Origin of the sequence: Methylorubrum zatmanii, from assembly GCF_014845115.1 — a bacterium.
Lineage (GTDB): Bacteria > Pseudomonadota > Alphaproteobacteria > Rhizobiales > Beijerinckiaceae > Methylobacterium > Methylobacterium zatmanii.
Genome location: NZ_NKUI01000048.1, coordinates 26,421 through 50,788, shown reverse-complemented (window position 1 = coordinate 50,788; position 24,368 = coordinate 26,421). Strand labels below are relative to the sequence as shown.

Below are 24,368 nucleotides of genomic sequence, written 5' to 3'. Positions count from 1 at the left end.
GCGATGCCGGGCTGCGCTTCGGGCCCGGGCTGATCGCCGAGGACATCCCGGAACTGATCCCGGCGGTGCTGCGGGATCTGGAAGGCGGGACCTGATCCACCGACATCGGCCGCGCCCGATTGCCTTTCCGAGGGGCGGCCGCCGCCCTCCCTCGCATGCGCGTTCGGCTCGGTTCCGGGCCGGAAATCGGGGCAAATGCGAAAGCGCTACTTCGCCGGACGCTGGCCGGTTTCGCGCGCCCGCACCGATATCGAGTCCGTGACGATGAGGTCGCGGGTGTTCTGGACGGGCGGTGATGTGAGGAAACCCCAGGCCTTCTGCCCCTGAAGGGTCGGAGCCGGTGCCCGCGCTTGCGGCCCCGCATCGAAACCCTGTGCCAGGGCAGGGCTCGCGGCCGTTACGGCGAGGATGGCCAAGGCAATCCGTATGCTCATGGTTGAAATCTTTCGAGTAGCCGACACTCGAAAGAAGATTGTCATCGCCCTCACCGCATTCAATAGCAGAGGCTTGCAATAGAAGGGGCTTGCCTCATCGCTTCATCGCCAAGGGCTGCCGCGAAGCGCCCGCAGCGGCGCGCGATGGGCGCGACCGGACTCCGCCTCATGCCGCGGAGCGCGCTTCAAACGTCGGCGATGCCGGCGCGCCTCCGGCCATAGAGGAGGTAGAACGCCACCCCGAGGGCGTTCCAGATGACGAACCAGAACTGGGTCTGCGACGGCAGGCTGAAGAACAGGTAGCCGCAGCCCAGGATCGTGACCGGGCCGATCACCCACGGGGCCGGGGCGCGGAACGTGCGGGGGGCGTCCGGGGCGCGGGCCCGCATCACCAGCATGCAGGCCGCGACGGCGATGAAGGCGGCCAGCGTCCCCGCATTCGCCAGGGCGGCGAGCTGGCTCAAGGGAATGAACCCGGCGAGCACGACGACGATGGCCGCGGTGAACAGCGTGATCCGGACCGGCGTGCCCCGAGACGACACCCTGGCCAGCCGCTCCGGCAACATGCCGTCGCGGGCCATGGTGAAGAAGATGCGGCTCTGTCCATAGAAGAAGGCGAGGATCACCGTGGGCAGGGCGATCACGGCCGAAGCCGCGAGATAGTGCGCGACGCGCGGCCGGCCGAGTTCGCGCAGGATCAGCGCCAGGGGCTCGGGGCTGTCCGCGAACCGGGTATAGGCCACGGCGCCCACCGCGGCGACCGCCACCGCGACATAGATCAGGACGCAGGCGAGCATCGATCCGACGATGCCAATGGTCAGGTCGCGCCCGGGATTGCGCGTCTCCTCGGCGGCGGTGGCGATGGCGTCGAACCCGTAGAAGGCGAAGAAGATGATGGCCGCCGCCGCCATGATGCCGCGCTCGACCCCATCGGCCTGCACGCTCTTGGAGAAGCCGAACGGGCTGAACGGTTCGAGATGGGCCGCCTCGAAGGCCGGCAGGGCACAGGCCACGAACACGATCAGCGCCGCGATCTTCACCAGCACCAGGACGGCGTTGAGCGTGGCGCTCTCCCGCGTGCCGCGCAGCAGCAGCCCGGCCACCACGACGATGATGCCGATCGCCGGAAGGTTGACGATTCCGCCCGCCTCCGGCCCCTGCATCAGCGCCATCGGCACACCGAGCCAACGCGCCAGCAGAGGCGCCGCGTAGCCGGACCAGCCGACCGCCACCGCGCTCACCACCAGGGAATATTCGAGGATCAGGCTCCAGCCGACGATCCAGGCCGGAAGCTCGCCGAGCACGACGTAGCTGTAGGTATAGGCGCTGCCCGAAACCGGGATCGCGGTCGCCATCTCCGCATAGGCCAGCGCCGCGCAGGCGCAGATCGTGCCGGCGATGGCGAAGGACAGGATGACGGCCGGTCCGGCCTTGCCGGCTCCGACACCGATGAGCGTCAGGATGCCGGTGCCGACGATGGCGCCGACGCCCAAGGCGACGAGATGCGGCCAGCCGAGGGTCCGGGCCAGCCGCCGCTCTCCGCCGCTCTCCACGTGCAGGGGTTTGCGGCGAAGAAGGCTGGCGGTCATCCGGGCTCCTGGCACACCGTTGTACGAAAGCCTGCCGCGCGGCGACAGTCACGTCCTGGAGTGATGGGGAGGGCCGCTACTGGGATAGGCTCGCCCGCTCCGCCGCGAGGGCCTCGGCGCGCTTGCGCTCCTCCGGCTTGAGCCCGGCCGTGGCCTGATCGAGCGATTCGTCCGAGCGGCCCTGCGCCGCAGCGGCGAGATTCCAGCCCGCCGCCTCGACGAGGTTCTTGGGCACGCCCCGGCCGGCGACGTAGAGCTTGGCGATGCGGTTCTGGGCGATGGCGTTGCCGCGCTGGGCCGCGTGCAGGAAGTAGCGGGCGGCGCGGGCTTCGTCCTTGGGTACGCCGTCGCCGTTGAACAGCCGGATCGCGAACTCGACCTCGGCGCCGAGATCGCCGTTATCGGCGGCGCGGCGGAACCATTGCGCGGCCTGGGTCGTGTCCCGCGCGACGCCCTTGCCCTGGAGATAGAGCACGCCGAGCGCGTATTGCGCGGCGGGAATCTCGGCCTCCGCCCCCTTCCGGAAATTCGCGACCGCCGCCGTCAGATCCTCCGGCTTGCCGGTGGCGAGCTGCATCAGACCGAGATTGTAGCTGGCGGTCGGCTCGCCCTTGCGCGCCGCCTGTTCGAGCCAGGACCGACCGGCCTTCTCGTCCTTGGGCTGGCCGCGCCCATCCATCGCCATCAGCCCAAGGGAGGCCATGGCATGGGCATCGTTCTGCGCCGCCGCGAGCCGATACCATTCGAGGGCGCGCTTCGGATCCTGCTTGACGCCGAGGCCCTGGTTGTAGAGCTCCCCGAGCAGCGTCATCGCCGCGGCGTCCTTCGGATTCGCCTCGATGCGCTTGGTCGCCTCGCGGAAGGCGGTGACGTAACGCCCGCGCTGATAGGCCCCATAGGCCGCGTCGGCGTTCGGACCGTCGACCGCAGGCCGGCCCGCATCGGCCTTGGCCGAATAGGGCGAGGGCAGTTCGCGCGTGAGGTCGAGGCGCTCCGGCTTGGATGATGCGGGCGCGGCGGGAGCGGTGAGCGCGGGAGCCTTCGGGGCGGCGCGCAGCGACGCGGTGCTCGCGACGAGAAGGACCAGGACGCTCAACGCGCCGAGGGATGCGCGCTCCGCCAAGGAGCACGGCTTCGCCCACGCGCCACCAACAGGCGCCGTCATCGGATCGTATCGAGCTGCGCCTGGGCCGCCCGCACCCCATCGGGGCCGGAGAGCCATAGGCCGCTTTCGAGCCCGATGAATTCGGCGCCCGTCGCGGCGAGGGGCCCGACCTCGTCAGCCGATGCCGCCACGGCGATGCAGGGCGTCTCGAAGATGTCCGCCCACCACGCCGCGCGCTCGCGCACGTCTCCGGCGTCCGGCGCGGCGCCGTCGGGGAAGAGACCGCCGAACATCAGGTAATCGACGCCGGTCTCCCCCGCGACCATCGCCGCATCCCGCGAGCCGAGCACACCGCCTGCCCCGAGGATGCGCCCGTCGCGCAGGCGCCCGCGCAGATCGCGCAAGGTGGCCTCGTCCGCCCGGTCGAGATGGACTCCGTCCGCCCCGCCCCGGGCGGCGACGGAGACGAGGTCTCCGGTAAAGCCCGGTACGGAGACGAGGACCGCCGCGCCGCGCTCCTGGGCCGGAGGGGCCAGCCGCTTGACCAAGCCGACGAGGCTGCGCTCGTCGGCCGTGGCGAGCCGCAGGATCACCGCCGCCACGTCGCCCGCAGCGCAGGCCGCATCGAGCGCCTGCGCCACCGCGTCGGCCTCGTCTCCGCCGACACCGTAGGGAGAAAGAAGGGCGAGGCGGGGCCGTGGCGCCGCCGATTCTGTCTCGGCCATGGCTGCGCGTCGCCTCAGGCGTCGATCTTCGGGTCGAGCGCGCCGCTGGCATAGCGCTTGGCCATCTCCGCCACCGAGATCGGGCGGATCTTGGAACCGTTGCCGGCGGTGCCGAACTCCTCGAAGCGCTGCTTGCACAGCTTGGTCATCGCCTCCATGGCGGGCTTGAGATACTTGCGCGGGTCGAACTCGGCCGGGCTCTCGCTGAGCACCTTCCGGATCTGGCCGGTCATCGCCATGCGGTTGTCGGTGTCGATGTTGATCTTGCGCACGCCGTGCTTGATGCCGCGCTGGATCTCCTCGACCGGCACGCCCCAGGTCGGCTTCATCTGGCCGCCATACCGGTTGATGATGTCCTGAAGGTCCTGCGGCACCGAGGAGGAGCCGTGCATGACGAGGTGGGTCGTCGGCAGGCGGCGGTGGATCTCCTCGATCACGTTCATGGCGAGCACCTCGCCATCGGGCTTCTTGGTGAACTTGTAGGCGCCGTGGCTGGTGCCCATGGCCACCGCCAGCGCGTCGACCTTGGTCTCGCGCACGAACTTCACCGCCTCGTCCGGGTCGGTCAGGAGTTGGTCGTGGGAGAGGACACCCTCGGCGCCATGGCCGTCCTCGGCCTCGCCCTGGCCGCTCTCGAGCGAACCGAGCACGCCAAGCTCACCCTCCACCGAGACACCGGCCCAATGGGCCATCTTGGTGACGTTGCGGGTGATCTCGACGTTGTAGCTGTAATCGGCCGGGGTCTTGCCGTCGGCCTTCAGCGAACCGTCCATCATCACCGAGGTGAAGCCGTACTGGATCGCCGTGGCGCAGGTGGCTTCGTTGTTGCCGTGGTCGAGATGCATGCACACCGGGATATGCGGGTAGATCTCGACGAGGCCGTCGATCAGCTTGGCCAGCACCACGTCGTTGGCATAGGCGCGGGCACCGCGGCTCGCCTGGAGGATGACCGGCGAATCGGTAGCATCGGCCGCCGCCATGATGGCGAGGCCCTGCTCCATGTTGTTCAGGTTGAACGCGGGCACGCCGTAGCCGTACTCGGCGGCGTGGTCGAGGAGCTGCCGGAGGGTGATGCGTGCCATGGGTTCCTGTCCTCGTCCGATGCGGCCTGAGCCGGGCCCGTCCCGCGCTGAGGCCAATATAGGTGCCGCTGCGGCGCGAGACCGTGCCGCGGCTTGAAAAACTCAGGCGTGAGCCACGCCGTTCGCCCTCCCCCGCAGGGGAAGGGTCGATCATGCGTCAGCCCTTGGCGCGCAGCGCCTCGACGCCGGGCAGCTCCTTGCCCTCGAGCCATTCGAGGAAGGCGCCGCCGGCGGTGGAAACGTAGGAGAAGTCGTCGGCCACGCCCGCATGGTTGAGGGCCGCCACCGTGTCGCCGCCACCGGCCACGCTGACGAGCTGGCCGGCCTTGGTGCGCCGGGCCGCGTGCTGCGCCACCGCCACCGTGCCGGTGTCGAAGGGGGTCAGCTCGAAGGCGCCGAGCGGTCCGTTCCACACCAGGGTACGGGCCTCGTCGATGGCCCCGTCGATCGTCGCGATCGAGGCGGCGCCGACATCGAGGATCATGGCGTCGGAGGGCACCGCCTCGACGGTCACGGTCTCGTTCTCGGCATTCGCCTTGAACTCGCGGGCGACCAGGGCATCGACCGGCAGGATGATGGTGCAGTTCTTCTCCTTGGCCGCGGCCAGGATCCGGGTCGCGGTCTCGGCCAGATCCTTCTCGCACAGCGACTTGCCGACATCCTTGCCTTGCGCGTGCAGGAAGGTGTTGGCCATGCCGCCGCCGATCACCAGCATGTCGACCTTGGCGACGAGGTTTTCGAGGAGGTCGATCTTGGTCGAGACCTTGGCGCCGCCGACGATGGCGATCACCGGCCGGGCCGGGTTCTCGAGCCCCTTGGTCAGGGCATCGAGTTCCGCCTGCATCAGGCGTCCGGCAAAGGCCGGCAGCAGGCGGGCGAGGCCCTCGGTCGAGGCGTGCGCCCGGTGGGCGGCGGAGAAGGCTTCGTTGACGTAGAGGTCGCCGTTGGCGGCGAGCGCTTGCGCGAACTCGGAAGAATTCTTCTCCTCGCCCGCGTGGTAGCGGGTGTTTTCGAGGAGCAGCACCTCGCCGTCCTTCAGCGCCGCGACGGCGGAGGCGGCGGCCTCGCCGACGCAATCCTCACCGAAGGCGACGGGCCGCCCCAGCTTCTCCGACAGCGTCGGCAGGATCGGCTTCAGCGAATCCTTCGGGTCGGGCTTGCCCTTCGGCCGGCCGAAATGCGCCAGCAGGATCACCCGGCCGCCCTGATCGGCGATCTCGCGGATCGTCGGCACCACGCGCTCGATGCGGGTCGCATCGGTGACACGCCCCCCCTCCATCGGCACGTTGAGATCGACGCGCAGCAATACGCGCTTGCCCGCGAGCGGGCCGGCATCGTCGAGGGTGCGGAAATCCGTCATGGGCGCTTCTGGTTCTTCTTAGGGGTTGGAGGCCGGAGGCGTCGAAGGCGTGGTCTGGGTCTGGCCGCCGACGCTGTGCGGCAGCATCCGGTCGAGGTTCAGCCGCTGCACCGCGACCATCAGGGCGACCGTGAGCACGGCGGTGATCAGGGCGGTGAGCACCAGGGCTCCCGTGCCGGGCAGGCGGCTGACCCGGTCGGACAGGCCGCGCACCTCGCTGCGCAGGGAGGAGAGATCGGCTTGGCGGGCGGCCTCGTTCATGCGGGTGGAGGCGGCCTCGACCTTCTCCTCGACCCGCGAGAGCAGGGCCTCGGAGCGGGCGTATTTGTCCTCGATGCGCGCCGTCTTGTCCTCGATGCGGGCGAGCTGGTCGGCGTGGTTCACCGGACCGGAGGGCGGCAACTCGGCACGGCCGACGCTCGGCTGCGGCGGGGCGACGGCCGGCTTCGCGGCGGAAGGCGGCGTGGGAGCCGGAGTGGCGGGAATGAACTCGGTCCCGGAAGGCTTGGTCGGCGAGGCTTCGGTCATCGCGTATCGCACCTTGGCTTCGGCGAGGAGGCCTCGCCTGGGATCTCGAAGGCTTTTCGGAGACTGTCACGAAATGCCCGCCGCACGGTCGCCGCCAGGGAAAAGGCGGTCGGGCGCCGGGAGTTTTGCGAGGCACCTCGCAAGGCGGCCGGCCTGTCGCCGGCCGCCTCTTGGAGGCGGAAGCTAGGGCGTCAGATCAGCTTGGCCATGGCCACGGCGGTGTCCGCCATGCGGTTCGAGAAGCCCCACTCGTTGTCGTACCAGGACAGGATGCGCACGAAGGTGCCGTCCATGACCTTGGTCTGGTCGAGGTGGAAGGTGGACGAGTGCGGATCGTGGTTGAAGTCGATCGACACGTTCGGCTGGTCGGTCACGCCGAGCACGCCCTTGAGCGGGCCGGCGGCGGCGGCCTTGATCGCCTCGTTGATCTCCTGCACCGAGGTCTCGCGCTTGGCGGTGAAGACGAGGTCGACGGCCGAGACGTTCGGGGTCGGCACGCGGATCGAGGTGCCGTCGAGCTTGCCCTTCAACTCCGGCAGCACGAGGCCCACCGCCTTGGCGGCGCCGGTCGAGGTCGGGATCATCGACATCGCCGCGGCGCGGGCGCGGTAGAGATCCTTGTGCATCTGGTCCAGCGAGGGCTGGTCGTTGGTGTAGGAATGGATCGTGGTCATGAAGCCACGCTCGATCCCGACCGCCTCGTTCAGCACCTTCGCCACCGGGGCGAGGCAATTCGTGGTGCAGGAGGCGTTGGAGACGACGAGGTGCTCGGACGAGAGCAGCTGGTGGTTCACGCCGTAGACCACGGTGAGGTCGGCGCCGTCGGCCGGGGCCGAGACGAGGACGCGCTTGGCGCCGGCCTCGAGATGAGCCTTCGCCTTGTCCTTCGAGGTGAAGATGCCGGTGCATTCCAGGGCGATGTCGACGCCGAGGTCGCGGTGCGGCAGCTCGGCCGGGTTGCGCACGGCGGTGACCTTGATGCGCTTGCCGTTGATGACGATGAAATCGCCGTCCACAGCGACGTCGGCCGGGAAGCGGCCATGCACCGAATCGAACCGCAGCAGGTGAGCGTTGGTCTCGACCGGGCCGAGATCGTTGATGGCGACGACCTCGATATCGGTGCGGCCGGCCTCGACGATGGCGCGCAGCACGTTGCGGCCGATGCGCCCGAACCCGTTGATGGCAACCTTGACGGTCACGGCGTGACTCCTTCGTGATAGGGCGCGCCCGCGCGCCGATGAAAAACAGGCCGGGCCGGCAGGCGGCGCTGGCGCGCGCCGCGCGACGACGATGGGACCGCTCCAAGCGGGGCGGCACTGAACCTGGGATGAACCGTGAGGCGGCCCGCACCCGTCCGGTCGGCGGACGGTCTGAGCGGGGAGCCGGAAAGGGTCACGGTCTGGAGAATCCGTTGGGCGGCCCCGCGCCGGGGGATCGGAGCCGGGCGCGGGCTCTCTAACATGGCGTCGGGGGCTGTCAAAGATCGTGGGCAGCCCTGTGAATTGGCTGGAATTTCGAATGCTCTTGGCTGAAACTTTTCGGGATGCGGGCGCGGAGTACTGCGAAAGATCTCGCGCCACCGGCCGTTCGCGTTCTGGCCGCGGCGGGGCGGGGCGCGTTTCGTGGACCGCGATGAAACGGTGACTGACGAGCGGATATGGCAAAGGCAAAGCAGGCGACGTCCCCGGACGGCCCGACCCTGGAGGAGGCCCTGAACCGGCTCGACACCGCTCTGGCGCTGCTCGAATCGGCGGTGGCGCGCAAGCTGGAGCTGGAGCGCAGCCGCGGCGACCGGGAAACGGAGTTCGCCCTGCTGGAGGAGGATCGGGTGCGGCTCGCCGCCGAACTCGACGCAGCGGGGGCGCGGCTCGCCCGGATGACGGCGACGACCGGAGAGGTGAACCGCCGCCTCGATCGCGCCATCGAAACGGTGGAAGACGTGCTGTCCGGCCCCGCCGGCCACTGAGGGCTCGGCGGGGCCGGTACGAGAAGAAACGAGTTCGGGTCGAGTGGGTCGCGGATGCCGCACGTCAACGTCACCATCGCCGGCAAGAGCTACCGGATGGCCTGCGGCGCGGGCGAAGAGGATCATCTCGCCGCCCTCGCCCGGGATCTCGACGAGCGGGTCGCCGAGATGCGCAGCACCTTCGGCGAGATCGGCGACATGCGCCTGCAGGTGATGGCGGCCCTCACCCTGGCCGACGAGCTGCACGAAGCCCGCCGCCGCATCGCCGGCCTGGAGCGGGATGCGGCGGAAGGCGCGGCCGAGCAGGCGCGACTCGCCGGCAGCGTCGGCCTCGCCGCCGAACGCATCGACCGCCTCGCCCGGGCTCTTTCGGGCCAGCCCACGGGGCAGAGCGGAAGCTGACCCGCCACACGAACCCTCACGCCGGCGTCGAAAAGTGAGCCTGCGACGCGGAGGGCCCCTGGCGCCGGGCCCCTGAGCCGTCTATCTCTGGCGGGCGGGGCTGCAGAGTTCGTCAGGAGAACTTTCCCCGGGGCCTTATCGACTCCCTCGGGAGCTGTCACTGGCCTCGTCCGTGGACTTGGCCAACACGGCGCCCACCTACTCTGTAGGTTTCCCGGGATCGACACTCCAACGGCTCACGTGGCTCCGCACTCTTCCCCCGAACGCTCGCTCAAGGCGAAGCTCCGCGCCGAGGCCCTGGCGCGCCGCGATGCGCTCCCGCCCGAGGCCCGCGCCGACGGCGCGCTGCGTGCCGCCGAGGCCATCCTGGCCATCCCGGAACTCGGGGACGCGCCGCTCGTCGGCGTGTTCTGGCCGATCCGCAGCGAGATCGACCCGCGTCCGCTGATGCAGCGCCTGTTCGCCCGCGGCCAGCGGGTGGCGTTGCCCAAGGTGACGAAGCAGGGCCTCGTCTTCCGCGAATGGCGGGCGGGCGAGGAACTGGTGAGGGGCGGCTTCGGCCTCAGCGAACCCCGCGACGACCTTCCCCCCCTCGATCCGACCGCCCTGATCGTGCCGCTGGCCGCCTTCGACCGCGCCGGCCAGCGCATCGGCTACGGGGCGGGCTATTACGATCAGGCGATCGAGCGCCTGTCGAAGAACGGCCCGGTTCTGACGATCGGCATCGCCTTCTCCGTGCAGGAAATCGACCGCGTCCCGGCCGAGCCGCATGATCGCCCCCTCGACCATCTCGTGACCGAGACCGGGCCCGTCCCCCTCCGTCAGGGTTAGGCGACTACGATGCGCATCCTCTTCCTCGGCGACATCGTCGGACGTCCCGGCCGCTATGCCGTCACCGAGCGGCTCCCCACCTTGCGCGAGCGCTGGCGCCTCGACTGCGTGGTGATCAACGGCGAGAACGCGGCGGGCGGCTTCGGCATCACCGAATCGATCTGCGACGAGATCCTCCAGGCCGGCGCCGACGCGGTGACGCTCGGCAACCACTCCTTCGATCAGCGTGAGGCGCTGGTCTTCATCGCCCGTCAGCCCCGGCTGATCCGGCCGGCGAATTACCCGCCGGGCACGCCGGGACGCGGCGCGACGGTGATCGAGACGGCCCGCGGCGCCCGCGTCCTCGTCGTCAACGTGATGGGGCGCATCTTCCTCGATCCCCTCGACGATCCCTTCGCCGCGGCGGACCGGGAGCTCGATGCCTGCCCCCTCGGCGCGGCGGCGGATGCGGTGATCGTCGATGTCCATGCCGAGGCGACCAGCGAGAAGCAGGCCTTCGGCCACTTCCTCGACGGCCGGGCGAGCCTCGTCGTCGGCACCCACACCCACGCGCCGACCGCCGACCACCGCATCCTGCCCGGCGGCACCGCCTATCTGTCGGATGCCGGCATGTGCGGCGATTACGATTCCGTGCTCGGGATGCAGAAGGACGAGCCGGTGCGCCGCTTCCTGCAGAAGACGCCGGGCTCGCGCCTCGAAGCGGCCACCGGCCCCGGCACCCTGTGCGGCGTCGCGGTCGAGACCGACGACGCCACCGGCTTGGCCAAGCGCGTCTGGGCGGTGCGGCTCGGGCCGCATCTGGAGGAAACCTGGCCGCGGGAATGGGATTGAGTTTGCTGCAGCCGTCTGCCCAGAGGGCTGCTCATCGAGGCTTGTTGGACACTGGACTTTGAAACCAGGCCTGTCATCTCAAAGGTATCCAGAGAGAGCGTGCAAAAATTACTCTACGGATGCTCATGAATGGGCTGCACGCAAAAATGCTCGACTTGGAATTTTTTTCGGTATTTTGTATACCCAGCTCCAAGCAACGCTATACATTCAGGTTTCGACTCAGCAGGAATAAAGCCGTCCCCGACTGCAACTCCTAGATATTTCCAATTTTCGTCGTTCGTCCGATACTGTTCATCGCCGATCACAGATCTTGGGCCCGACGTATCCATAACGTCGACGATGACAGTATCACCTCCTCCGCCTATACCGACGAGCCAATTTTCAGGCGTCTGATACAAATTGATATCGCTTGCCGGTCCCCAATCAGCCCACAGCTTTTTTGATATCGTTCCGTGCGGAGTATCTACACGCAAAACAAAGGGTAATGTTCCCCAACCGCCACCCCAAGTCTGGAAGCGAGCGATAGCATCACCCATCGGAAGGCGCACAACAGCCTCCCCAACAGGCCAGATAGACGTGTAGATTTGAGAGACCAGCCATAGAGAAGCGCCCGTAATCAGGATGACTGAAAAGCAACCCAGCTTCTTCATATTAATTTCGTTTGCCCCCACGTAGCTTAGGCTTCTATCCCGCGACTCTGGCTTGCTCGCAAGCGGAGTTTTGCAAGTGAACGCCCCGTCCGCATCGATGCAGCACACGGAGGTTCCGATTAAAGTGACCTCTCGACCGACGTGAAAGTGATAGCGCACGGGCCTGCTTCGGATGATCGGGCGGGCAGATTCCTGACAGACCAGACGGCACCTGGGGCAGCTTGCTGCGACCTACGATGCGAACGAGGCTGGCGACGACGCGATTACCCGACCTGCCGTGACTTGATCGCGTTGGACCGAGCCGCCACAGTGCCGCCGGTTTTGTCACAGCGGTGCCGCCGATCCCGGCGTCAGGCCCAACACGAGTATGGACCCGATGGCGGCCCGTTCCGCGTCCTCCGACACGCCCCCGATCGCCAAGCCCGGCATGACGCTGGTGCGGATGCTGGTGTTCCTGGCGCTGGCGGGCTTTCTCGCCTTCGTTCTTTACAAGCAGATCACCCCGGCCTTCCTCGCCAATCCGGGCCTGAACGGCCTGATCCTCGGCGTCCTGCTGATCGCGGTGCTGCTGGCCTTCGGGCAGGTCGTGCGCCTGTTCCGGGAGGTGCGCTACGTCAACGCGGTGGCGGCCGGCGAGCGCCCGAAGGAGCGGCCGGTGCTGCTCGGCCCGCTGGTGCCGGCCATTGAGGCGCGGCGCGACGGTCTCACCCTGTCGGGCACCCGCGCCCATCTCGACACCACCGCCGTGCGGCTCGACGAGGGCCGCGAGATCCTGCGCTACATCGCCGGCATCCTGATCCTGCTCGGCCTGCTCGGCACTTTCTGGGGCCTGATCGAGACGCTCTCGGCGGTGGGCTCGGTGATCGGCGGAATGCGCGGCGGCGGCGATGCGGCGGTGATGTTCGACGAGTTGAAGAGCGGCCTCGCCGTGCCGCTCTCCGGCATCGGCCTCGCCTTCTCCGCCTCGCTGTTCGGCCTCGCCTCGTCCCTGATCGTCGGCTTCCTCGACCTTCAGGCCGGGCAGGCCCATTCGCGCTTCCACAACGAATTGGAGGATTGGCTGGTCTCCGGCGAGGAGCAGGCGGCGCTGGCCGCCGCCCGGCCCGCGCCGGAGCACGACCCCGCCCTCGCCCGCGAGCTGCAGGCCGCCATCGAGCGGCTGAGCGGGGTGATCGCGGAAGGGGCCGGGGGCCGGGGCGCGACCCAGGCGATGACCAATCTGGCGGAGGGCATCCAGGGCCTCGTGCAGCACATGCGCGCCGAGCAGCAGATGATCCGCGACTGGGTCGAGGCCCAGGCCGCCCGCGAGCGCGACCTGAAGCAGGTGCTCGACCGCCTCGCCCGCGAGAAGGTCGAGTAGAGGCATGGCCTCCGTCCGCGCGCGCTCGAAGCGCAGCCTCAACGTCTGGCCCGGCTATGTCGACGCCCTGGCGACCCTGCTGCTCGCGGTGGTCTTCCTGCTCACGGTGTTCGTGGTCGGGCAGTTCTTCCTGTCGCAGGAGCTGACCGGGCGGGACGCGGTGCTCACCCGCCTCAACCGCCAGATCGCCGACCTCACCGACCTGCTCGCCCTGGAGCGCTCCAGCCGCCGCGCCCAGGAGGAGGCGGCGGCTTCCTTGCGCAACACATTGACCGCGACGGAAGCCGAGCGCGACCGCCTCCAGGCCCTGACCGCCGCCAACGAGGCGGCGCAGGGCAAGAGCGCCGACGTCGATGCCCAGCTCGCCGCCGAGCGGGGCGCGACCCAGCGGGCCCAGAACCAAGTCGAGTTGCTCAACGAGCAGATCCGGGCGCTACGCCGCCAACTCGCCGCCCTGGAAGATGCCCTCGCCGCCTCCGAATCCCGCGACCGGGAAAGTCAGGCCCGCATCGCCGAACTCGGCAGCCGCCTCAACGTCGCCCTGGCCCAGAGAGTGCAGGAACTGGCGCGCTACCGCTCCGACTTCTTCGGCCGGCTGCGCCAGATCATCGGCAGCCGTTCCGATGTCCGCATCGTCGGCGACCGCTTCGTGTTGCAATCCGAAGTGCTGTTCGCGGCGGGCTCCGCCGCACTGAAGCCCGAGGCCGGCCCGGAGCTCGACCGGATCGCCGGGGCGATCCTCGACATCGCCAAGGAAATCCCCGCCGACATTCCCTGGATCTTGCGGGTCGACGGCCACACCGATGCCCGGCCGATCCAATCGGCGCAGTTCCCGTCGAACTGGGCACTCTCGGCGGCGCGCGCCATCGCCGTGGTGCAGTATCTGCGGAGTAAGGGGCTTCCGCCGCAGCGTCTCCTCGCCGGCGCCTTCGGCGAGTTCCAGCCGCTCGATTCCGGCACCAGCGAGGAGGCCTATGCCCGCAACCGCCGGATCGAGATGAAGCTGACGGAGCGATAGCGCATCGCTCCGAAAGGCCGCGCCCTCAGTACCGATCGCCCCAGATGGTCGGGATCGTGGTCACGATCTCGCCCCGATGCGCCTGATGCCATTCCTCTGGCGTCGCGTAGCGCTTGGGCGGCTCGGTGAACGCCTTCTTGAAGACGCGCCCGATCTCCTGAAAGAACCCGCCGCCCGCGGCGTCGAGGGCGTCATCCGCGAGGCGGATATCCGTCCCTTCGGGCCGCGCGCCAGCGGCAGGGCTGAAAAGGGCGGCCGCTTCGGCGCCGCCCACGTGATGCTCCGGGTGCTTGTAGATCGCGGTCATGACCTTCTCTCCCATCCGACGCGCCCCGTGAGAACGGAGCCGTCCGCGAGACGCCAGGATGGCGAAGCACCCCGTCATCCTCCCCTCCACCGCGCGAACACGATGGAGACCGCAGGAGACGGATCGCTCTCGATCCGGTCAGACCTCCGCGAAGTCTTGGCGATACGCGAACAGGCCCGGCACCCCACCGGTCATGACAAACAGCACCGTCTCGCCCCAGGCGTAGGTGCCCGTCCGCACGTCGTGGAGCAGCCCCGCGAAGGCCTTGCCGCTATAGACCGGATCGAGCAGCAGCCCCTCGGTCCGGGCCATCAGCCGGACCGCCTCGCGCATCCCCTCCGTCGGGACGCCGTAGCCCGGCCCGCGATGGGCACCGTCGACGCGGATGGAATCGTCGGCCAGTGTCAGGCCGCCACCGATTAGCGCGAGGGTGTCGCGGGCCTTGGCGAGGGTCGTCGCCCTGGCCTCGGCCTCGGGGGCGAGGACCGTGTAGGATTGGGCGAGAACCGGGTCGCGCCCGGCAGCGGCGAGGCCGGCGGCAAGGCCGGCATGGGTGCCGGAGCTGCCGTTCGGCACGACGATGCGGGCGAAGGACAGGCCGAGATTGCCTGCCTGTTCCAGGATCTCCAGGGCGCATGCGGCGTAGCCGAGGCAGCCGAGCGGGCTCGACCCGCCGGAGGGGAAGACGCAGACGCGCCGCCCCTGGCTCCGCAGCATGTCCGCCCGCGCCTCCGCCTCGGCCAGGGAATCGGCCTCGCCCGGCAGGAGGTGGATGCGGGCTCCGAACAGGTCCTGCAGCAGCCGGTTGCCGTTGCCGGTATAGTCGGCATCGTCGCGCGGAACGCTGCGGGTGAGGAACAGCTCGCAGGCGAGCCCCATCCGCGCCGCGGCGGCGGCGGTGAGCCGGGCATGGTTCGATTGCAGCGCGCCGACGGTGATGACCGTATCCGCCCGGTCCGCCAGCGCTTGGCCGAGCAGGAATTCGAGCTTGCGCAGCTTGTTGCCGCCCAACCCCACGGGGCCGACATCGTCGCGCTTCACGAACAGGCGCACGCCGTTCAGTTCCGCCCCGAGATGGGTCGAAAGGCGGTCGAGGGAGCGGATCGGCGTCGGACCTTCGGTCAGCGGCGCACGGGGAAAGCGGGTCAGGACCATCCCGGCGCTACTCCGCCGCGTGCTTCGGGCGCGGATCCCGCGCCCGGGCGCTCTCGTCGAAGCTGTCGGCGAATTGCAGGCTGGCGAGCTGCGCGTAGAGGGCGCCGCGGGCCAGCAGGCTCTCGTGCGTCCCCTCCTCCACGATCCGGCCTCCGTCGAAGACGAGGATGCGGTCGGCGGCGCGAATCGTCGCGAGGCGGTGGGCGATGACCAGGGTGGTGCGGCCCTGCATCAACCGGTCGAGGGCATTCTGCACCGCGCGCTCACTCTCGGCATCGAGGGCCGAGGTCGCCTCGTCGAGCAGCAGGATCGGCGCATCCTTGAGGATGGCGCGGGCGATGGCCACGCGCTGGCGCTGACCGCCGGAGAGCGTGGTGCCGCGCTCGCCGAGCAGGGTCGCGTATCCCTGCGGCAGGGCGCGGATGAACCCGTCCGCATTGGCGAGCCGGGCGGCCTCCTCGACCTCCGCCTCGCTGGCGCCGGGGCGGCCGTAACGGATGTTTTCGAGCACCGTGCCGGAGAACACCACCGGATCCTGCGGCACCAGCGAAAGCCGCGCCCGCAAGCCGTCGAGATCGGCTTGGCGCAGGGACACCCCGTCGATGCGCACATCGCCCTCGTCCGGGTCGTAGAAGCGCAGGAGGAGCTGCAGCACCGTGGTCTTGCCGGCGCCCGACGGCCCGACCAGGGCCACCCGCTCGCCCGGCGCCACCGTGAAGGAGATGCCGTCGAGGGCGGCATGCTCGGGGCGGGTCGGGTAGCGGAAGCGCACCGATTGGAAAGCCACCTCGCCACGGGCCGGGCTCGGCAGGGCGGTCGGATTTGTCGGCGTGCGGATCGCCGGCTCCGTGGCCAGGATCTCGCCGAGCCGCTCGGCGGCGCCCGCCGCCTGGGCGAGTTCGCCGTAGACCTCGGAGAGCTGGCCGAGGGCGCTCGCGCCGAACACCGCGTAGAGCACGAATTGCGAGAGCTGGCCGGCGCTGGTGGTGCCCGCGAGCACCCCCTTGGCGCCGTACCACATCACCCCGACCACCGAGGCCGAGATCAGGAAGATCGCCACGCCGGTGAGCAGGGCCCGCGCCGTGATCGAGGCCCGCGCCGCCCGGTAGGCGTTCTCGGAGGCCCGCGCGAACAGATCGGCGGTGGTGCGGCCCATGCCGAAGGCCTGCATGGTGCGCACGGCGCCGACCGCTTCCGCCGCATAGGCCGAGGCGTCGGCGAGACGGTCCTGGGCGGCGCGGGAGCGGCGGCGCACGCCGCGCCCCGACAGGATCAGCGGAAACACGATCAGCGGGATCGCCGCGAGCACGAGGATCGAGAGGCCCGGGCTCGTCCAGACCATCATCACCACAGCGCCGACGAACAGGAACAGGTTGCGCAGCAGGATCGAGATCGAGACGCCGAACACCGCCTTGACCTGCGTGGCATCCGCCGTCAGCCGCGAGACGATCTCGCCGGATTGCGCCTTGTCGAAGAAGGTGGGGTCGAGAATCGTCAGCCGCGCGAACACCGCCGAGCGCAGATCCGCCACGACGCGCTCGCCCAACGTCACCACCGAGTAGTACCGGCCGGCGCTCGACACCGCGAGCACCGCCACCACGCCGAGCAGCGCCACGAAGTAGGAGTTGATGAGCGCCTGCCCCTCCGGCGAGAAGCCGTGGTCGATCACCCGGCGAATCGCGATCGGCACCACCAGGGTCGCGCCGGAAGCCGCGATCAGCGAGATCAGCGCCGCGAGGATGCGGCCCCGGTAGCGGCTGGCGAAGGGAATCAGGGGCTTTAGCGCCCCCAGCGGTGCCCGGCCCCGGGTTGCCGCCCCTGCGTCGGTCGACGCATCACGCGCGCGGGCCATCATTCCTCGACATCGTTTCGTCCCGTTCCTTGCCGTTTTCGGCTATCGTCTTCGTCTCGCAGAGACGCATAAGCAGCCGCAGGCCCGATTTCCAGTTCGGTCCGCGCGCAGCCCCCCGGACCATGGCCAGCCTGCTCGGCCGAACCGATCTGCCGGCTCTCTCTTGTCCGCGCTCCGTGGCTGAGGTATAGGCGCGCCTTCATCGGAATGCGCGCGATGTTTTGCCCCTGGCCCCCTGCCCTGGGCGGCGAGGCCGGTCGGCGTGCTACCTCAGGATTTCGTCATGGCAAAGAACGAGGCCGCCAAGGCCAAGGGGACCGAGCACCCCGACTACCACTTCATCAAGGTCGTGATGACCGATGGCACCGAGTACAAGACCCGGTCGACCTACGGCAAGGAAGGCGACGTCCTGAACCTGGACATCGACCCGACGACCCACCCGGCCTGGACCGGCGGCGAGCAGAAGATGCTCGATCGCGGCGGTCGCGTCTCGCGCTTCAACAGCCGCTTCGGTGGTCTGGGCTTCGGCAAGAAGTAAGCTTTCTCGGGCCGGACCCGCTTCAGACGGCGCCGCTCGCGGCGCCGTTTTCGTTTGTGGATGACCGTCACGACTGCAACCCGGGGCGCGGGCAGGCTTTGGGTCGAGCGCCAGAGCGCCTATCTGGAGGCCGAACCCGCTTTTCGCCCGAGGCCCGCGATGCAGCTCACCGGACTCCACCATGTCACCGCGATCACGGCGCGGGCGGCCGACAACCTCGCCTTCTACACCCGCGTGCTGGGGCTGAGGCTGGTCAAGAAGACCGTCAATCAGGACGACGTGTCGGCCTACCATCTTTTCTACGCCGACGGACGCGCCTCGCCGGGCACCGACCTCACCTTCTTCGACTGGCCGGCGCCGGCCGAGCGACGGGGCACCGACAGCATCTCGCGCACGGCGTTCCGCGTCGCCGGAGCGGAGGCGTTCGATTGGTGGCGCGAGCATTTCGCCCGGCAGGGGGTGACGCATCACCCGGCGATCGAGCGCGACGGACGGCTGACCCTCGATTTCGAGGATGGTGAGGGCCAGCGCCTCAGCCTCGTGGACGATGGCGGAGCGGGCGAGGCCCATCCGTGGGACGCCAGCCCGGTGCCGGCGGCGCACCAGATCCGGGGGCTCGGCCCGATCCGTCTCACCGTCGCCCAGCCGGAGCGCACCGAGGCGGTGCTGACGCAGATCCTCGGCTTCCGCCGCGCCCGCAGCTTCGAACTGCCCGAGGGCGAGGTAACGGTGTTCGAGACCGGAGCGGGCGGCCCGGCGGCAGAGGTGCAGCTTCTCACGGGGACGGGGGCGCAGGCCCGCCAGGGCGCGGGCGGCGTCCACCACGTCGCCTTTCGCGTCCCGGATGCCGATTACGAGGCCTGGGCCGACCGGCTGAAGCAGCGCCGGGTGCCGTCGAGCGGCCCGGTGGACCGCTACTACTTCCGCAGCCTGTATTTCCGCGAGCCGAACGGCATCCTGTTCGAGATCGCCACCGACGGGCCGGGCTTCGCCACCGACGAGCCGATGGACCGGCTCGGCGAGCGGCTCGCCCTGCCGCCCTTCCTGGAACCGCGCCGGGCCGAGATCGAGGCGGGGCTGAAGCCGCTGTAACGGCACCGTTCGATGCGTTCCGCCTGGGTCAGGCATGCGCGGAAATCAAGAAGAGTTCCAGACAAAGCCACATTCGAATGGCTGTGGCAGCTCTGCGTCTTGACGGGGATGCTGCGATTGCGAGAAGACCCCGCGTTCGACGCTGAATGAATCGGGAAGCCTGCGGCCGATGAGCAAGTACAACGAGGAGCGCGTCCTCTCCGTCCACCACTGGACCGACACGCTCTTCTCCTTCCGGACCACCCGCGATCCCTCGTTCCGCTTCCGCAACGGCGAGTTCACGATGATCGGCATCGAGGTCGAGGGCCGGCCGCTGCTGCGCGCCTACTCGGTCGTCTCGGCCAATTACGAGGAGGAGCTGGAATTCTTCTCGATCAAGGTGCCGAACGGCCCGCTCACGAGCAAGCTCCAGCACCTCAAGGTCGGCGACCCGATCATGGTCGGCAAGAAGCCGACCGGCACGCTGGTGCTCGACAACCTCCTGCCCGGCAAGAACCTCTACCTGCTCGGCACCGGCACGGGGCTCGCCCCGTTCCTGTCGATCATCAAGGATCCGGAGACCTACGACCGCTTCGAGAAGGTCGTGCTCGTCCATGGCTGCCGTCAGGTGCAGGAACTCGCCTATGGCGAGACCATCACCGAGACCCTGCCGAAGCACGAGTTCCTCGGCGAGACGATCTCGAGCCAGCTGATCTACTATCCGACGGTCACCCGCGAGCCGTTCCGCAACCGCGGCCGGATCACCGACCTGATGACCTCAGGCAAGCTGTTCGAGGATATCGGCCTGCCGAACATGTCGATCGAGAACGACCGCTTCATGCTGTGCGGCAGCCCTGAGATGATCAAGGACACCCGCGAGCTGCTCACCGGCCTCGGCTACGAGGAGGGCAATCACGGCGAGGCCGGCCACTACGTGATCGAGAAGGCCTTCGTCGAGAAGTGAAGGATCGGCGGTCGCCGCGCGGCCGCCCCTCCCCTCCACCGGCCTCGTCCCGAGTGCCTGTTCGATTGTTAAGAACAGCATCCCGGATCTCTTTTCTCTCCGATTCAGGCCCTGATCCTGAGCTGCGCCCGAAGCCAGCCTCGAAAGAGGGCGCCAGGGAGGGCGGAGAGATCTGGGGCCTCCTTCGAGACCGCTCTCGCGGCACTTCAGGACGAGGGCGCGTATCGGGCAAGACCGCCCCTCCCTTGTGAACCGTGCGCCATGTCCCTGCCCGCCCTGTTCATCGTCGGCGCCGGCACCGAGATCGGCAAGACCTACGCCACCGCCGCCCTGACCCGCCGGCTTCGGGACAGGGGCCGGCGGGTCCGCGCCCTGAAGCCGCTGGCGAGCGGGGTTCCGCCCCTCGACCATCCTGATTTCGCCGTGAGCGACACCGCCCGGCTGCTCGCCGCGCAGGGGCTCGCCGTCACGCCGGAGACGGTGGAGGCCTGCTCGCCCTGGCGCTTCGCCGCGCCGCTCGCGCCCGACCTCGCCGCCGCCCGCGAGGGACGCAGCCTCAGCCTCGCCGACCTCGTCGGCTGGTGCCGGGCGCGCCTATCCGAGGCGCGTGAGGGTGACACGGTGCTGATCGAGGGAGTGGGCGGCCTGATGAGCCCCATCACCGAGGCGGAAACCGGCCTCGACTGGCTCAAGGCCCAGGGCCTTCCGGCGCTGCTCGTCTCCGGCAGCTATCTCGGCGCGATCAGCCACGCCCTGACGGCGGTGGAGACCCTGCGGGCCCACGGCATCGCGCTCGCGGGCCTCGTCATCAGCGAGAGCGAGGGGGCGCCGACGCCCCTCGACACGGTGGCCGGGCAGATCGCGCGGCACGCCGGCGTTCCGGTCGGCCGCCTCAGCCGGGGCGGCGCTTTCCCGGGAAACCTGGTCGAGCTTGTCTGATCGGTGTCAGCGGCCTGAACCGCGCGGCTCCTTCGGCGCCAGCTTCGGCTCGCGGGATTCCTGGACCTCCTCGGCCTTCTCCTCGTCGGTATCGCCGCTGCGCTTGATCGTGTCGTCGGGCTTGGCGGCCAGCCCCTTCACGAGGGCGACCAGCCGCTTGCACTCCTCCGGGTAGCCGTAGGAATCGAGCACGATGGCGGCGTCCCGCAGGGTGCGCAGATCGCGCACCACCTGGGCGTTCTTGGGCTCCTGAAATTCCTTCTGCGCCGCGATGGCCGGTTCGAGTCCGGCATCCTCGACATTGCACTCGGCATGGGCCGCCGTCATCGCGGCGAATGTCAGGAAGGTGCAGGCGATCAGGCGGCGCATCGTCCGTCTCGTAGGATGGGTGAAGGGGCTTCGGGACTCAGCCGCGATGCCGCAGCAGGTCGTTGGTCACCGCCACGAGCTGCGCGGCGCGGTAGGGCTTGGGCACGAACACCGATTCCGCCACCGCCTCGGCGGCGGACAGGCCGTCACGGCCGCCGGAGGTGTAAACGACGGGCAGGCGCGGCAGGTTGCGCCGGGCGCTATGGGCGAGCGCGATGCCGTTCGTGTTGCGGGCAAGGTCGATATCGGTGAAGAGCAGGTCCACCCGCTCGCTCGACAGGATCGCCTCGGCCTCGTTCGCGTCGGCGGCGGTCAGCACCCGGTAGCCCTCGTCGAGCAGGGCCTCGGCAGCCAGCTCGCAGACGAACGACTCGTCCTCGACCACGAGGATCGTGCCGGCGTTCGGCGCGACGGGGAAGGCGGGAAGGGCGACGGGGGCGCAAGCGAAGGGGATCATGGCAGAACTCCAACTCACCCGTGCTCGGACAACCGCCGAGCTTGCGGATCGCCGGACCAACGGGACCGTGGAGGGCCGCGTTCACCGTGATTGCTTCGATTTGCGCGTATTTGGTAACCGATCCGTTAACCTTGACGGCAGGGTCGTAAGGAGCGTGACCGCATCGTGACGCGATCCTGGCAGATCGGCTTCGGCGTCGTGCTGACGGCGCTGGCCGGCTTCGTCGACGCCCTGGGCTTCATCCGGCTCGGCGGCCTCTACACCTCCCTCATGAGCGGGAACACGACGCAGCTCGCGGTCTCCCTCGGCCATGGCGAGCCGTTGGGCGCGGTGCTGCCGGCCCTGCTGATCGGCGCCTTCCTGATCGGGGCGGTGTCCGGGGGTGCGATCTCGGCGCTGAGTCCGCCCCGCTGGGTGACCCCGGCGGTGCTCGGCTTCGAGGCCGTCGCCCTCGCCGCGGCGGTGGCCATGGCGGCGGAGCACACCCATGTCGGCGTCGCCTCGCTGTTCCTGGCGCTCGCCATGGGCGGGCAGAACGCGGTGCTCGCCCATGTTCAGGGCTTTCGCGCCGGCACCACCTTCGTGACGGGGGCGCTGTTCTCCTTCGGGCAGAAGGCGGCCCTGGCGCTGGCCGGCCGGGGTCCGCGCCTCGGCTGGACCGGCGACGGCGCGGTGTGGCTCTCCCTGCTGCTCGGGGCGGTTGCGGGCACGGTCGCCCATACGCATCTCGGGATCGCCGCATTGGCGATTCCCGCAGGCGTCGCCGGCGGGCTATGCCTCGCCGCGAGCCTGGTCACCCTGCTTTGCCGGCCCTCGCCGGTGCCGACGATCAAGATCTGAAGGAAGGCCCACCCGGCATGAGCGTCTCCGCTCCCTCCCTCACCGCGCACGTCGTCCCGTTCGCGGCCGGCGCCCACGTCACCGCCGCCCGCTGGCTCAAAGGAACGCTGGCCCTGGCGCTGGCGGACGGCACCGTGCTCCTCGCCCACGACGGCGCGACCGAGAGCGTCGCGGCCCATCCGGAAGCCGGTCTTCTCTCGGCCGAGGGAGACGGGGCCCGGTTGGTGAGCGGGGGCGACGACGGACGGGTGGTGACGACGGAGGCCAACGGCAGCGTCAGCGAACTGGCCCGGGCCAAGGGCGGCGGCTGGATCGATGCCCTGGCCCTGCATCCCGACGGCTCGGTCGCCTTCTCCTCGGGCCGGAACGTCGTCGCCCGCGACGCCAAGGGCCGTGAGAAGACCTTCGCCGCCCCTTCCACCGCCCGCGGCCTCGCCTTCGCCCCGAAGGGCTACCGGCTCGCGGTCGCCCATTATAACGGCGTCAGCCTGTGGTACCCCAATCTCGAGACGCCGCCCGAATTCATCGAGTGGAAGGGCTCGCATCTCGACGTGACGTGGTCGCCCGATGGCCGCTTCGTCGTCTCGACCATGCAGGAGAACGCCCTGCACGGCTGGCGCCTCCAGCCCGACCGCGGCCACATGCGGATGTCCGGCTATCCCGCCAAGGTGCGCTCCCTGTCCTGGTCGGCGGACGGCAAGTGGCTCGCCACCAGCGGCGCCGAGGCCGCCATCGTCTGGCCGTTCGACTCGAAGGAAGGCCCCACCGGCAAGGCGCCCCGCGAATGCGGCGTGCGCCCGGCGCGGGTCTCGCAGGTCTGCTTCCACCCCAAGGCGCCGGTCCTGGCCATGGGCTACGAGGATGGCTGCGTGCTGCTGGTGCGCTTCACCGATGCCTCGGAACTGCTGGTGCGCCCGGCGGTGAAGGGCAGCGCGATCTCGGCGCTGGCCTGGGATGCCGCCGGGGCGCGCCTCGCCTATGGCTGCGCCGACGGTCAGGCCGGCCTGCTGACCCTGCCGGCCTGAGGCCGGGCTGGCATCGTGGGCCTGTTCGGACGCGCACCGAAATCCGACGCCACCGCCCGGCGGCGGGTGGAGGCATGGCTGCGGGACGCGGGCGGCTACGGGCCGGACACGGCGATGACGGTCAGCGAGATCGTCTGCGCCGATCCGGCCTGTCCCGGCACCGAGACGGTGATCCTGATCTTCGCTCCCGGCGAGACGACGCGGGCGGTGAAGATCCTGGGAGCTTTGGACACCTTGAGCGCGGCGGAGGTCGCGGCCGCGCTCAGGACGCCATGACATCGGCCCGGACGACGACCGCCAGCCCTCCCCGGATCGGCAGACCGCCCTAGAACCCGAAGGGTCCGCTCGCAGGAGGCTCGCCCTTACGTGTTCCGCGTCGTCCGCACGCTCGGCCTCGCCTTCGGCCTGCTCGCCGCCATCGTCGCCGCGCAGGCGCCGGAATTCGCCCAGCAATACACCCAGCGCCTCGGCGGCGCCCTCGACGAATTGCGCCGCGCCATCGCTTCCCTCGATGCCGACGCGCAGGCGAGCGGCCGCAACCGCGAGGAAGCGCTGGCGCTGCTGCGCACCAATCCCGACGCCTTCATCGCCCGGCGCGGCGAGTCGGCCCGGGCCGATATCGAGCGGCTGAAGCGCCTGGAGGCGCAGAAACAGGCGCTCGATTCCGCGACCGGCCCGCTCGGGCGCCTCGCCGTCATCGCCCGCGACCCCGACATGGCCATCGCCCGCGCGGCCTACCGCGACTACCAGCCGGCGGTGCCGACGACCACGGACGGGCTCGTCGCCGGCCTGCTCGGTTTTCTCGCTGCCTGGGGCGGATGGCGAGTCACCAGCGATTTCGGCCGCCACATGGCCCGCCGCAGCCGGCGACGCCCGGAAACCACACCGGTTTGATGAAAATCCCGTGCGGTCGCACGCCTCAAGGTGTTGCACCGCCTCTACAGCCGGGTTCTTCCGCCTGCACTAGGTG

28 protein-coding genes and 1 other RNA gene are annotated in these 24,368 nt (G+C 69.6%); 15 read left to right on the top strand and 14 right to left on the bottom strand.

The window, feature by feature from the left end; translation table 11 throughout:
- Nucleotides 1–206 precede the first annotated feature (206 nt).
- The 8 genes from MZTS_RS07015 to gap all read right to left on the bottom strand — a co-directional run bounded on the left by MZTS_RS07015 (nucleotide 207) and on the right by gap (nucleotide 8,022).
- Nucleotides 207–434: a hypothetical protein gene (locus MZTS_RS07015; RefSeq protein WP_192282815.1), complete on the bottom strand. Its 228-nt coding sequence runs from the start codon at nucleotides 432–434 to the stop codon at nucleotides 207–209.
- A gap of 185 nt (nucleotides 435–619) precedes the next feature.
- Nucleotides 620–2,023, bottom strand: a complete 1,404-nt coding sequence (locus tag MZTS_RS07010) for an amino acid permease (protein ID WP_192282812.1) — start codon at nucleotides 2,021–2,023, stop codon at nucleotides 620–622.
- A gap of 76 nt (nucleotides 2,024–2,099) precedes the next feature.
- Nucleotides 2,100–3,146 carry a tetratricopeptide repeat protein gene (locus MZTS_RS07005; RefSeq protein WP_378738823.1) on the bottom strand — a complete coding sequence of 349 codons (1,047 nt, stop codon included), beginning with the start codon at nucleotides 3,144–3,146 and terminating at the stop codon, nucleotides 2,100–2,102.
- Between the two features lie 38 nt (nucleotides 3,147–3,184).
- A complete protein-coding gene (locus MZTS_RS07000) occupies nucleotides 3,185–3,853 on the bottom strand; it encodes a thiamine phosphate synthase (protein WP_192282808.1) in 669 nt (222 codons plus the stop codon).
- Between the two features lie 14 nt (nucleotides 3,854–3,867).
- Nucleotides 3,868–4,935 (bottom strand): class II fructose-bisphosphate aldolase, encoded by a 1,068-nt coding sequence (gene fba / locus MZTS_RS06995; RefSeq protein WP_192282806.1) that lies wholly within the window; start codon nucleotides 4,933–4,935, stop codon nucleotides 3,868–3,870.
- 157 nt (nucleotides 4,936–5,092) lie between these two features.
- A complete protein-coding gene (locus MZTS_RS06990) occupies nucleotides 5,093–6,295 on the bottom strand; it encodes a phosphoglycerate kinase (protein ID WP_192282804.1) in 1,203 nt (400 codons plus the stop codon).
- 18 nt (nucleotides 6,296–6,313) lie between these two features.
- On the bottom strand, nucleotides 6,314–6,823 hold the full coding sequence (locus tag MZTS_RS06985; RefSeq protein WP_192282802.1) for a hypothetical protein: 510 nt from the start codon (nucleotides 6,821–6,823) through the stop codon (nucleotides 6,314–6,316).
- A gap of 191 nt (nucleotides 6,824–7,014) precedes the next feature.
- On the bottom strand, nucleotides 7,015–8,022 hold the full coding sequence (gene gap, locus MZTS_RS06980; RefSeq protein WP_192282800.1) for a type I glyceraldehyde-3-phosphate dehydrogenase: 1,008 nt from the start codon (nucleotides 8,020–8,022) through the stop codon (nucleotides 7,015–7,017).
- 458 nt (nucleotides 8,023–8,480) lie between these two features.
- Here gap and MZTS_RS06975 point away from each other — a divergent pair, with 458 nt between their 5' ends.
- The 5 genes from MZTS_RS06975 (at nucleotide 8,481) to MZTS_RS06955 (ending at nucleotide 10,853) form a co-directional block, all read left to right on the top strand.
- Nucleotides 8,481–8,789 carry a DUF4164 domain-containing protein gene (locus MZTS_RS06975; RefSeq protein ID WP_192282798.1) on the top strand — a complete coding sequence of 103 codons (309 nt, stop codon included), beginning with the start codon at nucleotides 8,481–8,483 and terminating at the stop codon, nucleotides 8,787–8,789.
- A 54-nt stretch (nucleotides 8,790–8,843) separates the two neighbouring features.
- On the top strand, nucleotides 8,844–9,191 hold the full coding sequence (locus MZTS_RS06970; RefSeq protein ID WP_009862616.1) for a cell division protein ZapA: 348 nt from the start codon (nucleotides 8,844–8,846) through the stop codon (nucleotides 9,189–9,191).
- A 94-nt stretch (nucleotides 9,192–9,285) separates the two neighbouring features.
- Nucleotides 9,286–9,442: non-coding RNA, 6S RNA (ssrS, locus tag MZTS_RS06965), on the top strand.
- Complete coding sequence (locus tag MZTS_RS06960; protein ID WP_192282797.1) at nucleotides 9,432–10,022, top strand: 5-formyltetrahydrofolate cyclo-ligase; 591 nt, start codon at nucleotides 9,432–9,434, stop codon at nucleotides 10,020–10,022. The genes ssrS and MZTS_RS06960 overlap by 11 nt, the downstream gene beginning before the upstream one ends.
- Before the next feature lie 9 nt (nucleotides 10,023–10,031).
- Nucleotides 10,032–10,853 (top strand): TIGR00282 family metallophosphoesterase, encoded by an 822-nt coding sequence (locus tag MZTS_RS06955; RefSeq protein WP_192282796.1) that lies wholly within the window; start codon nucleotides 10,032–10,034, stop codon nucleotides 10,851–10,853.
- A 113-nt stretch (nucleotides 10,854–10,966) separates the two neighbouring features.
- Here MZTS_RS06955 and MZTS_RS06950 read toward each other — a convergent pair whose 3' ends face one another.
- Entirely contained in the window at nucleotides 10,967–11,503 is a 537-nt protein-coding gene (locus tag MZTS_RS06950) for a hypothetical protein (RefSeq protein WP_192282795.1), read from the bottom strand.
- A gap of 376 nt (nucleotides 11,504–11,879) precedes the next feature.
- Between MZTS_RS06950 and MZTS_RS06945 the strand changes: the two genes are divergently transcribed.
- A complete protein-coding gene (locus MZTS_RS06945; RefSeq protein ID WP_192282794.1) occupies nucleotides 11,880–12,863 on the top strand; it encodes a MotA/TolQ/ExbB proton channel family protein in 984 nt (327 codons plus the stop codon).
- Between the two features lie 4 nt (nucleotides 12,864–12,867).
- Nucleotides 12,868–13,881, top strand: a complete 1,014-nt coding sequence (locus tag MZTS_RS06940; protein ID WP_192282793.1) for a peptidoglycan -binding protein — start codon at nucleotides 12,868–12,870, stop codon at nucleotides 13,879–13,881.
- A gap of 25 nt (nucleotides 13,882–13,906) precedes the next feature.
- Here the strand turns inward: MZTS_RS06940 and MZTS_RS06935 are convergent, their stop codons facing one another.
- The 3 genes from MZTS_RS06935 to MZTS_RS06925 form a co-directional block, all read right to left on the bottom strand.
- A complete protein-coding gene (locus MZTS_RS06935) occupies nucleotides 13,907–14,188 on the bottom strand; it encodes a hypothetical protein (RefSeq protein ID WP_192282792.1) in 282 nt (93 codons plus the stop codon).
- 138 nt (nucleotides 14,189–14,326) lie between these two features.
- Entirely contained in the window at nucleotides 14,327–15,343 is a 1,017-nt protein-coding gene (locus tag MZTS_RS06930; RefSeq protein ID WP_192282791.1) for a D-cysteine desulfhydrase family protein, read from the bottom strand.
- 7 nt (nucleotides 15,344–15,350) lie between these two features.
- Nucleotides 15,351–17,195, bottom strand: a complete 1,845-nt coding sequence (locus MZTS_RS06925) for an ABC transporter transmembrane domain-containing protein (protein ID WP_192282819.1) — start codon at nucleotides 17,193–17,195, stop codon at nucleotides 15,351–15,353.
- Nucleotides 17,196–17,478: 283 nt separating this feature from the next.
- Here MZTS_RS06925 and rpmE point away from each other — a divergent pair, with 283 nt between their 5' ends.
- The 4 genes from rpmE to bioD all read left to right on the top strand — a co-directional run bounded on the left by rpmE (nucleotide 17,479) and on the right by bioD (nucleotide 20,707).
- Complete coding sequence (rpmE, locus tag MZTS_RS06920) at nucleotides 17,479–17,733, top strand: 50S ribosomal protein L31 (RefSeq protein ID WP_108940255.1); 255 nt, start codon at nucleotides 17,479–17,481, stop codon at nucleotides 17,731–17,733.
- 159 nt (nucleotides 17,734–17,892) lie between these two features.
- Entirely contained in the window at nucleotides 17,893–18,825 is a 933-nt protein-coding gene (locus MZTS_RS06915) for a ring-cleaving dioxygenase (protein WP_192282817.1), read from the top strand.
- 169 nt (nucleotides 18,826–18,994) lie between these two features.
- Entirely contained in the window at nucleotides 18,995–19,768 is a 774-nt protein-coding gene (locus tag MZTS_RS06910) for a ferredoxin--NADP reductase (RefSeq protein WP_192282789.1), read from the top strand.
- A gap of 261 nt (nucleotides 19,769–20,029) precedes the next feature.
- Nucleotides 20,030–20,707, top strand: a complete 678-nt coding sequence (gene bioD / locus MZTS_RS06905; protein WP_192282787.1) for a dethiobiotin synthase — start codon at nucleotides 20,030–20,032, stop codon at nucleotides 20,705–20,707.
- A 6-nt stretch (nucleotides 20,708–20,713) separates the two neighbouring features.
- Here bioD and MZTS_RS06900 read toward each other — a convergent pair whose 3' ends face one another.
- Nucleotides 20,714–21,076 (bottom strand): hypothetical protein, encoded by a 363-nt coding sequence (locus MZTS_RS06900; RefSeq protein WP_009864655.1) that lies wholly within the window; start codon nucleotides 21,074–21,076, stop codon nucleotides 20,714–20,716.
- Nucleotides 21,077–21,113: 37 nt separating this feature from the next.
- Nucleotides 21,114–21,533 (bottom strand): response regulator, encoded by a 420-nt coding sequence (locus MZTS_RS06895; protein ID WP_192282785.1) that lies wholly within the window; start codon nucleotides 21,531–21,533, stop codon nucleotides 21,114–21,116.
- 165 nt (nucleotides 21,534–21,698) lie between these two features.
- On the opposite strand from MZTS_RS06895, the gene MZTS_RS06890 reads away from it, so the two are divergent.
- From MZTS_RS06890 to MZTS_RS06875, 4 genes are all read left to right on the top strand, one after another.
- On the top strand, nucleotides 21,699–22,373 hold the full coding sequence (locus tag MZTS_RS06890; protein WP_192282783.1) for a DUF1275 family protein: 675 nt from the start codon (nucleotides 21,699–21,701) through the stop codon (nucleotides 22,371–22,373).
- A gap of 17 nt (nucleotides 22,374–22,390) precedes the next feature.
- Complete coding sequence (locus MZTS_RS06885) at nucleotides 22,391–23,398, top strand: WD40 repeat domain-containing protein (protein ID WP_192282781.1); 1,008 nt, start codon at nucleotides 22,391–22,393, stop codon at nucleotides 23,396–23,398.
- A gap of 15 nt (nucleotides 23,399–23,413) precedes the next feature.
- Entirely contained in the window at nucleotides 23,414–23,674 is a 261-nt protein-coding gene (locus MZTS_RS06880; RefSeq protein ID WP_192282779.1) for a hypothetical protein, read from the top strand.
- A 90-nt stretch (nucleotides 23,675–23,764) separates the two neighbouring features.
- Complete coding sequence (locus tag MZTS_RS06875; protein ID WP_192282777.1) at nucleotides 23,765–24,292, top strand: DUF2937 family protein; 528 nt, start codon at nucleotides 23,765–23,767, stop codon at nucleotides 24,290–24,292.
- Nucleotides 24,293–24,368: the final 76 nt, after the last annotated feature.

Bases quoted from the DNA above. Each gene is read 5' to 3' on its own strand.
- MZTS_RS06955 (WP_192282796.1), top strand. From the start codon at position 10,032: ATGCGCATCCTCTTCCTCGGCGACATCGTCGGACGTCCCGGCCGCTAT.
- MZTS_RS06885 (WP_192282781.1), top strand. From the start codon at position 22,391: ATGAGCGTCTCCGCTCCCTCCCTCACCGCGCACGTCGTCCCGTTCGCG.
- MZTS_RS06915 (WP_192282817.1), top strand. From the start codon at position 17,893: ATGCAGCTCACCGGACTCCACCATGTCACCGCGATCACGGCGCGGGCG.
- MZTS_RS06970 (WP_009862616.1), top strand. From the start codon at position 8,844: ATGCCGCACGTCAACGTCACCATCGCCGGCAAGAGCTACCGGATGGCC.
- MZTS_RS06935 (WP_192282792.1), bottom strand. From the start codon at position 14,188: ATGACCGCGATCTACAAGCACCCGGAGCATCACGTGGGCGGCGCCGAA.
- MZTS_RS06930 (WP_192282791.1), bottom strand. From the start codon at position 15,343: ATGGTCCTGACCCGCTTTCCCCGTGCGCCGCTGACCGAAGGTCCGACG.
- MZTS_RS07000 (WP_192282808.1), bottom strand. From the start codon at position 3,853: ATGGCCGAGACAGAATCGGCGGCGCCACGGCCCCGCCTCGCCCTTCTT.
- MZTS_RS06975 (WP_192282798.1), top strand. From the start codon at position 8,481: ATGGCAAAGGCAAAGCAGGCGACGTCCCCGGACGGCCCGACCCTGGAG.
- MZTS_RS06950 (WP_192282795.1), bottom strand. From the start codon at position 11,503: ATGAAGAAGCTGGGTTGCTTTTCAGTCATCCTGATTACGGGCGCTTCT.
- MZTS_RS07010 (WP_192282812.1), bottom strand. From the start codon at position 2,023: ATGACCGCCAGCCTTCTTCGCCGCAAACCCCTGCACGTGGAGAGCGGC.
- MZTS_RS06990 (WP_192282804.1), bottom strand. From the start codon at position 6,295: ATGACGGATTTCCGCACCCTCGACGATGCCGGCCCGCTCGCGGGCAAG.
- MZTS_RS06945 (WP_192282794.1), top strand. From the start codon at position 11,880: ATGGCGGCCCGTTCCGCGTCCTCCGACACGCCCCCGATCGCCAAGCCC.
- MZTS_RS07015 (WP_192282815.1), bottom strand. From the start codon at position 434: ATGAGCATACGGATTGCCTTGGCCATCCTCGCCGTAACGGCCGCGAGC.
- rpmE (WP_108940255.1), top strand. From the start codon at position 17,479: ATGGCAAAGAACGAGGCCGCCAAGGCCAAGGGGACCGAGCACCCCGAC.
- MZTS_RS06985 (WP_192282802.1), bottom strand. From the start codon at position 6,823: ATGACCGAAGCCTCGCCGACCAAGCCTTCCGGGACCGAGTTCATTCCC.
- MZTS_RS06900 (WP_009864655.1), bottom strand. From the start codon at position 21,076: ATGCGCCGCCTGATCGCCTGCACCTTCCTGACATTCGCCGCGATGACG.
- bioD (WP_192282787.1), top strand. From the start codon at position 20,030: ATGTCCCTGCCCGCCCTGTTCATCGTCGGCGCCGGCACCGAGATCGGC.
- MZTS_RS06925 (WP_192282819.1), bottom strand. From the start codon at position 17,195: ATGGCCCGCGCGCGTGATGCGTCGACCGACGCAGGGGCGGCAACCCGG.
- MZTS_RS06940 (WP_192282793.1), top strand. From the start codon at position 12,868: ATGGCCTCCGTCCGCGCGCGCTCGAAGCGCAGCCTCAACGTCTGGCCC.
- MZTS_RS06895 (WP_192282785.1), bottom strand. From the start codon at position 21,533: ATGATCCCCTTCGCTTGCGCCCCCGTCGCCCTTCCCGCCTTCCCCGTC.
- fba (WP_192282806.1), bottom strand. From the start codon at position 4,935: ATGGCACGCATCACCCTCCGGCAGCTCCTCGACCACGCCGCCGAGTAC.
- MZTS_RS06910 (WP_192282789.1), top strand. From the start codon at position 18,995: ATGAGCAAGTACAACGAGGAGCGCGTCCTCTCCGTCCACCACTGGACC.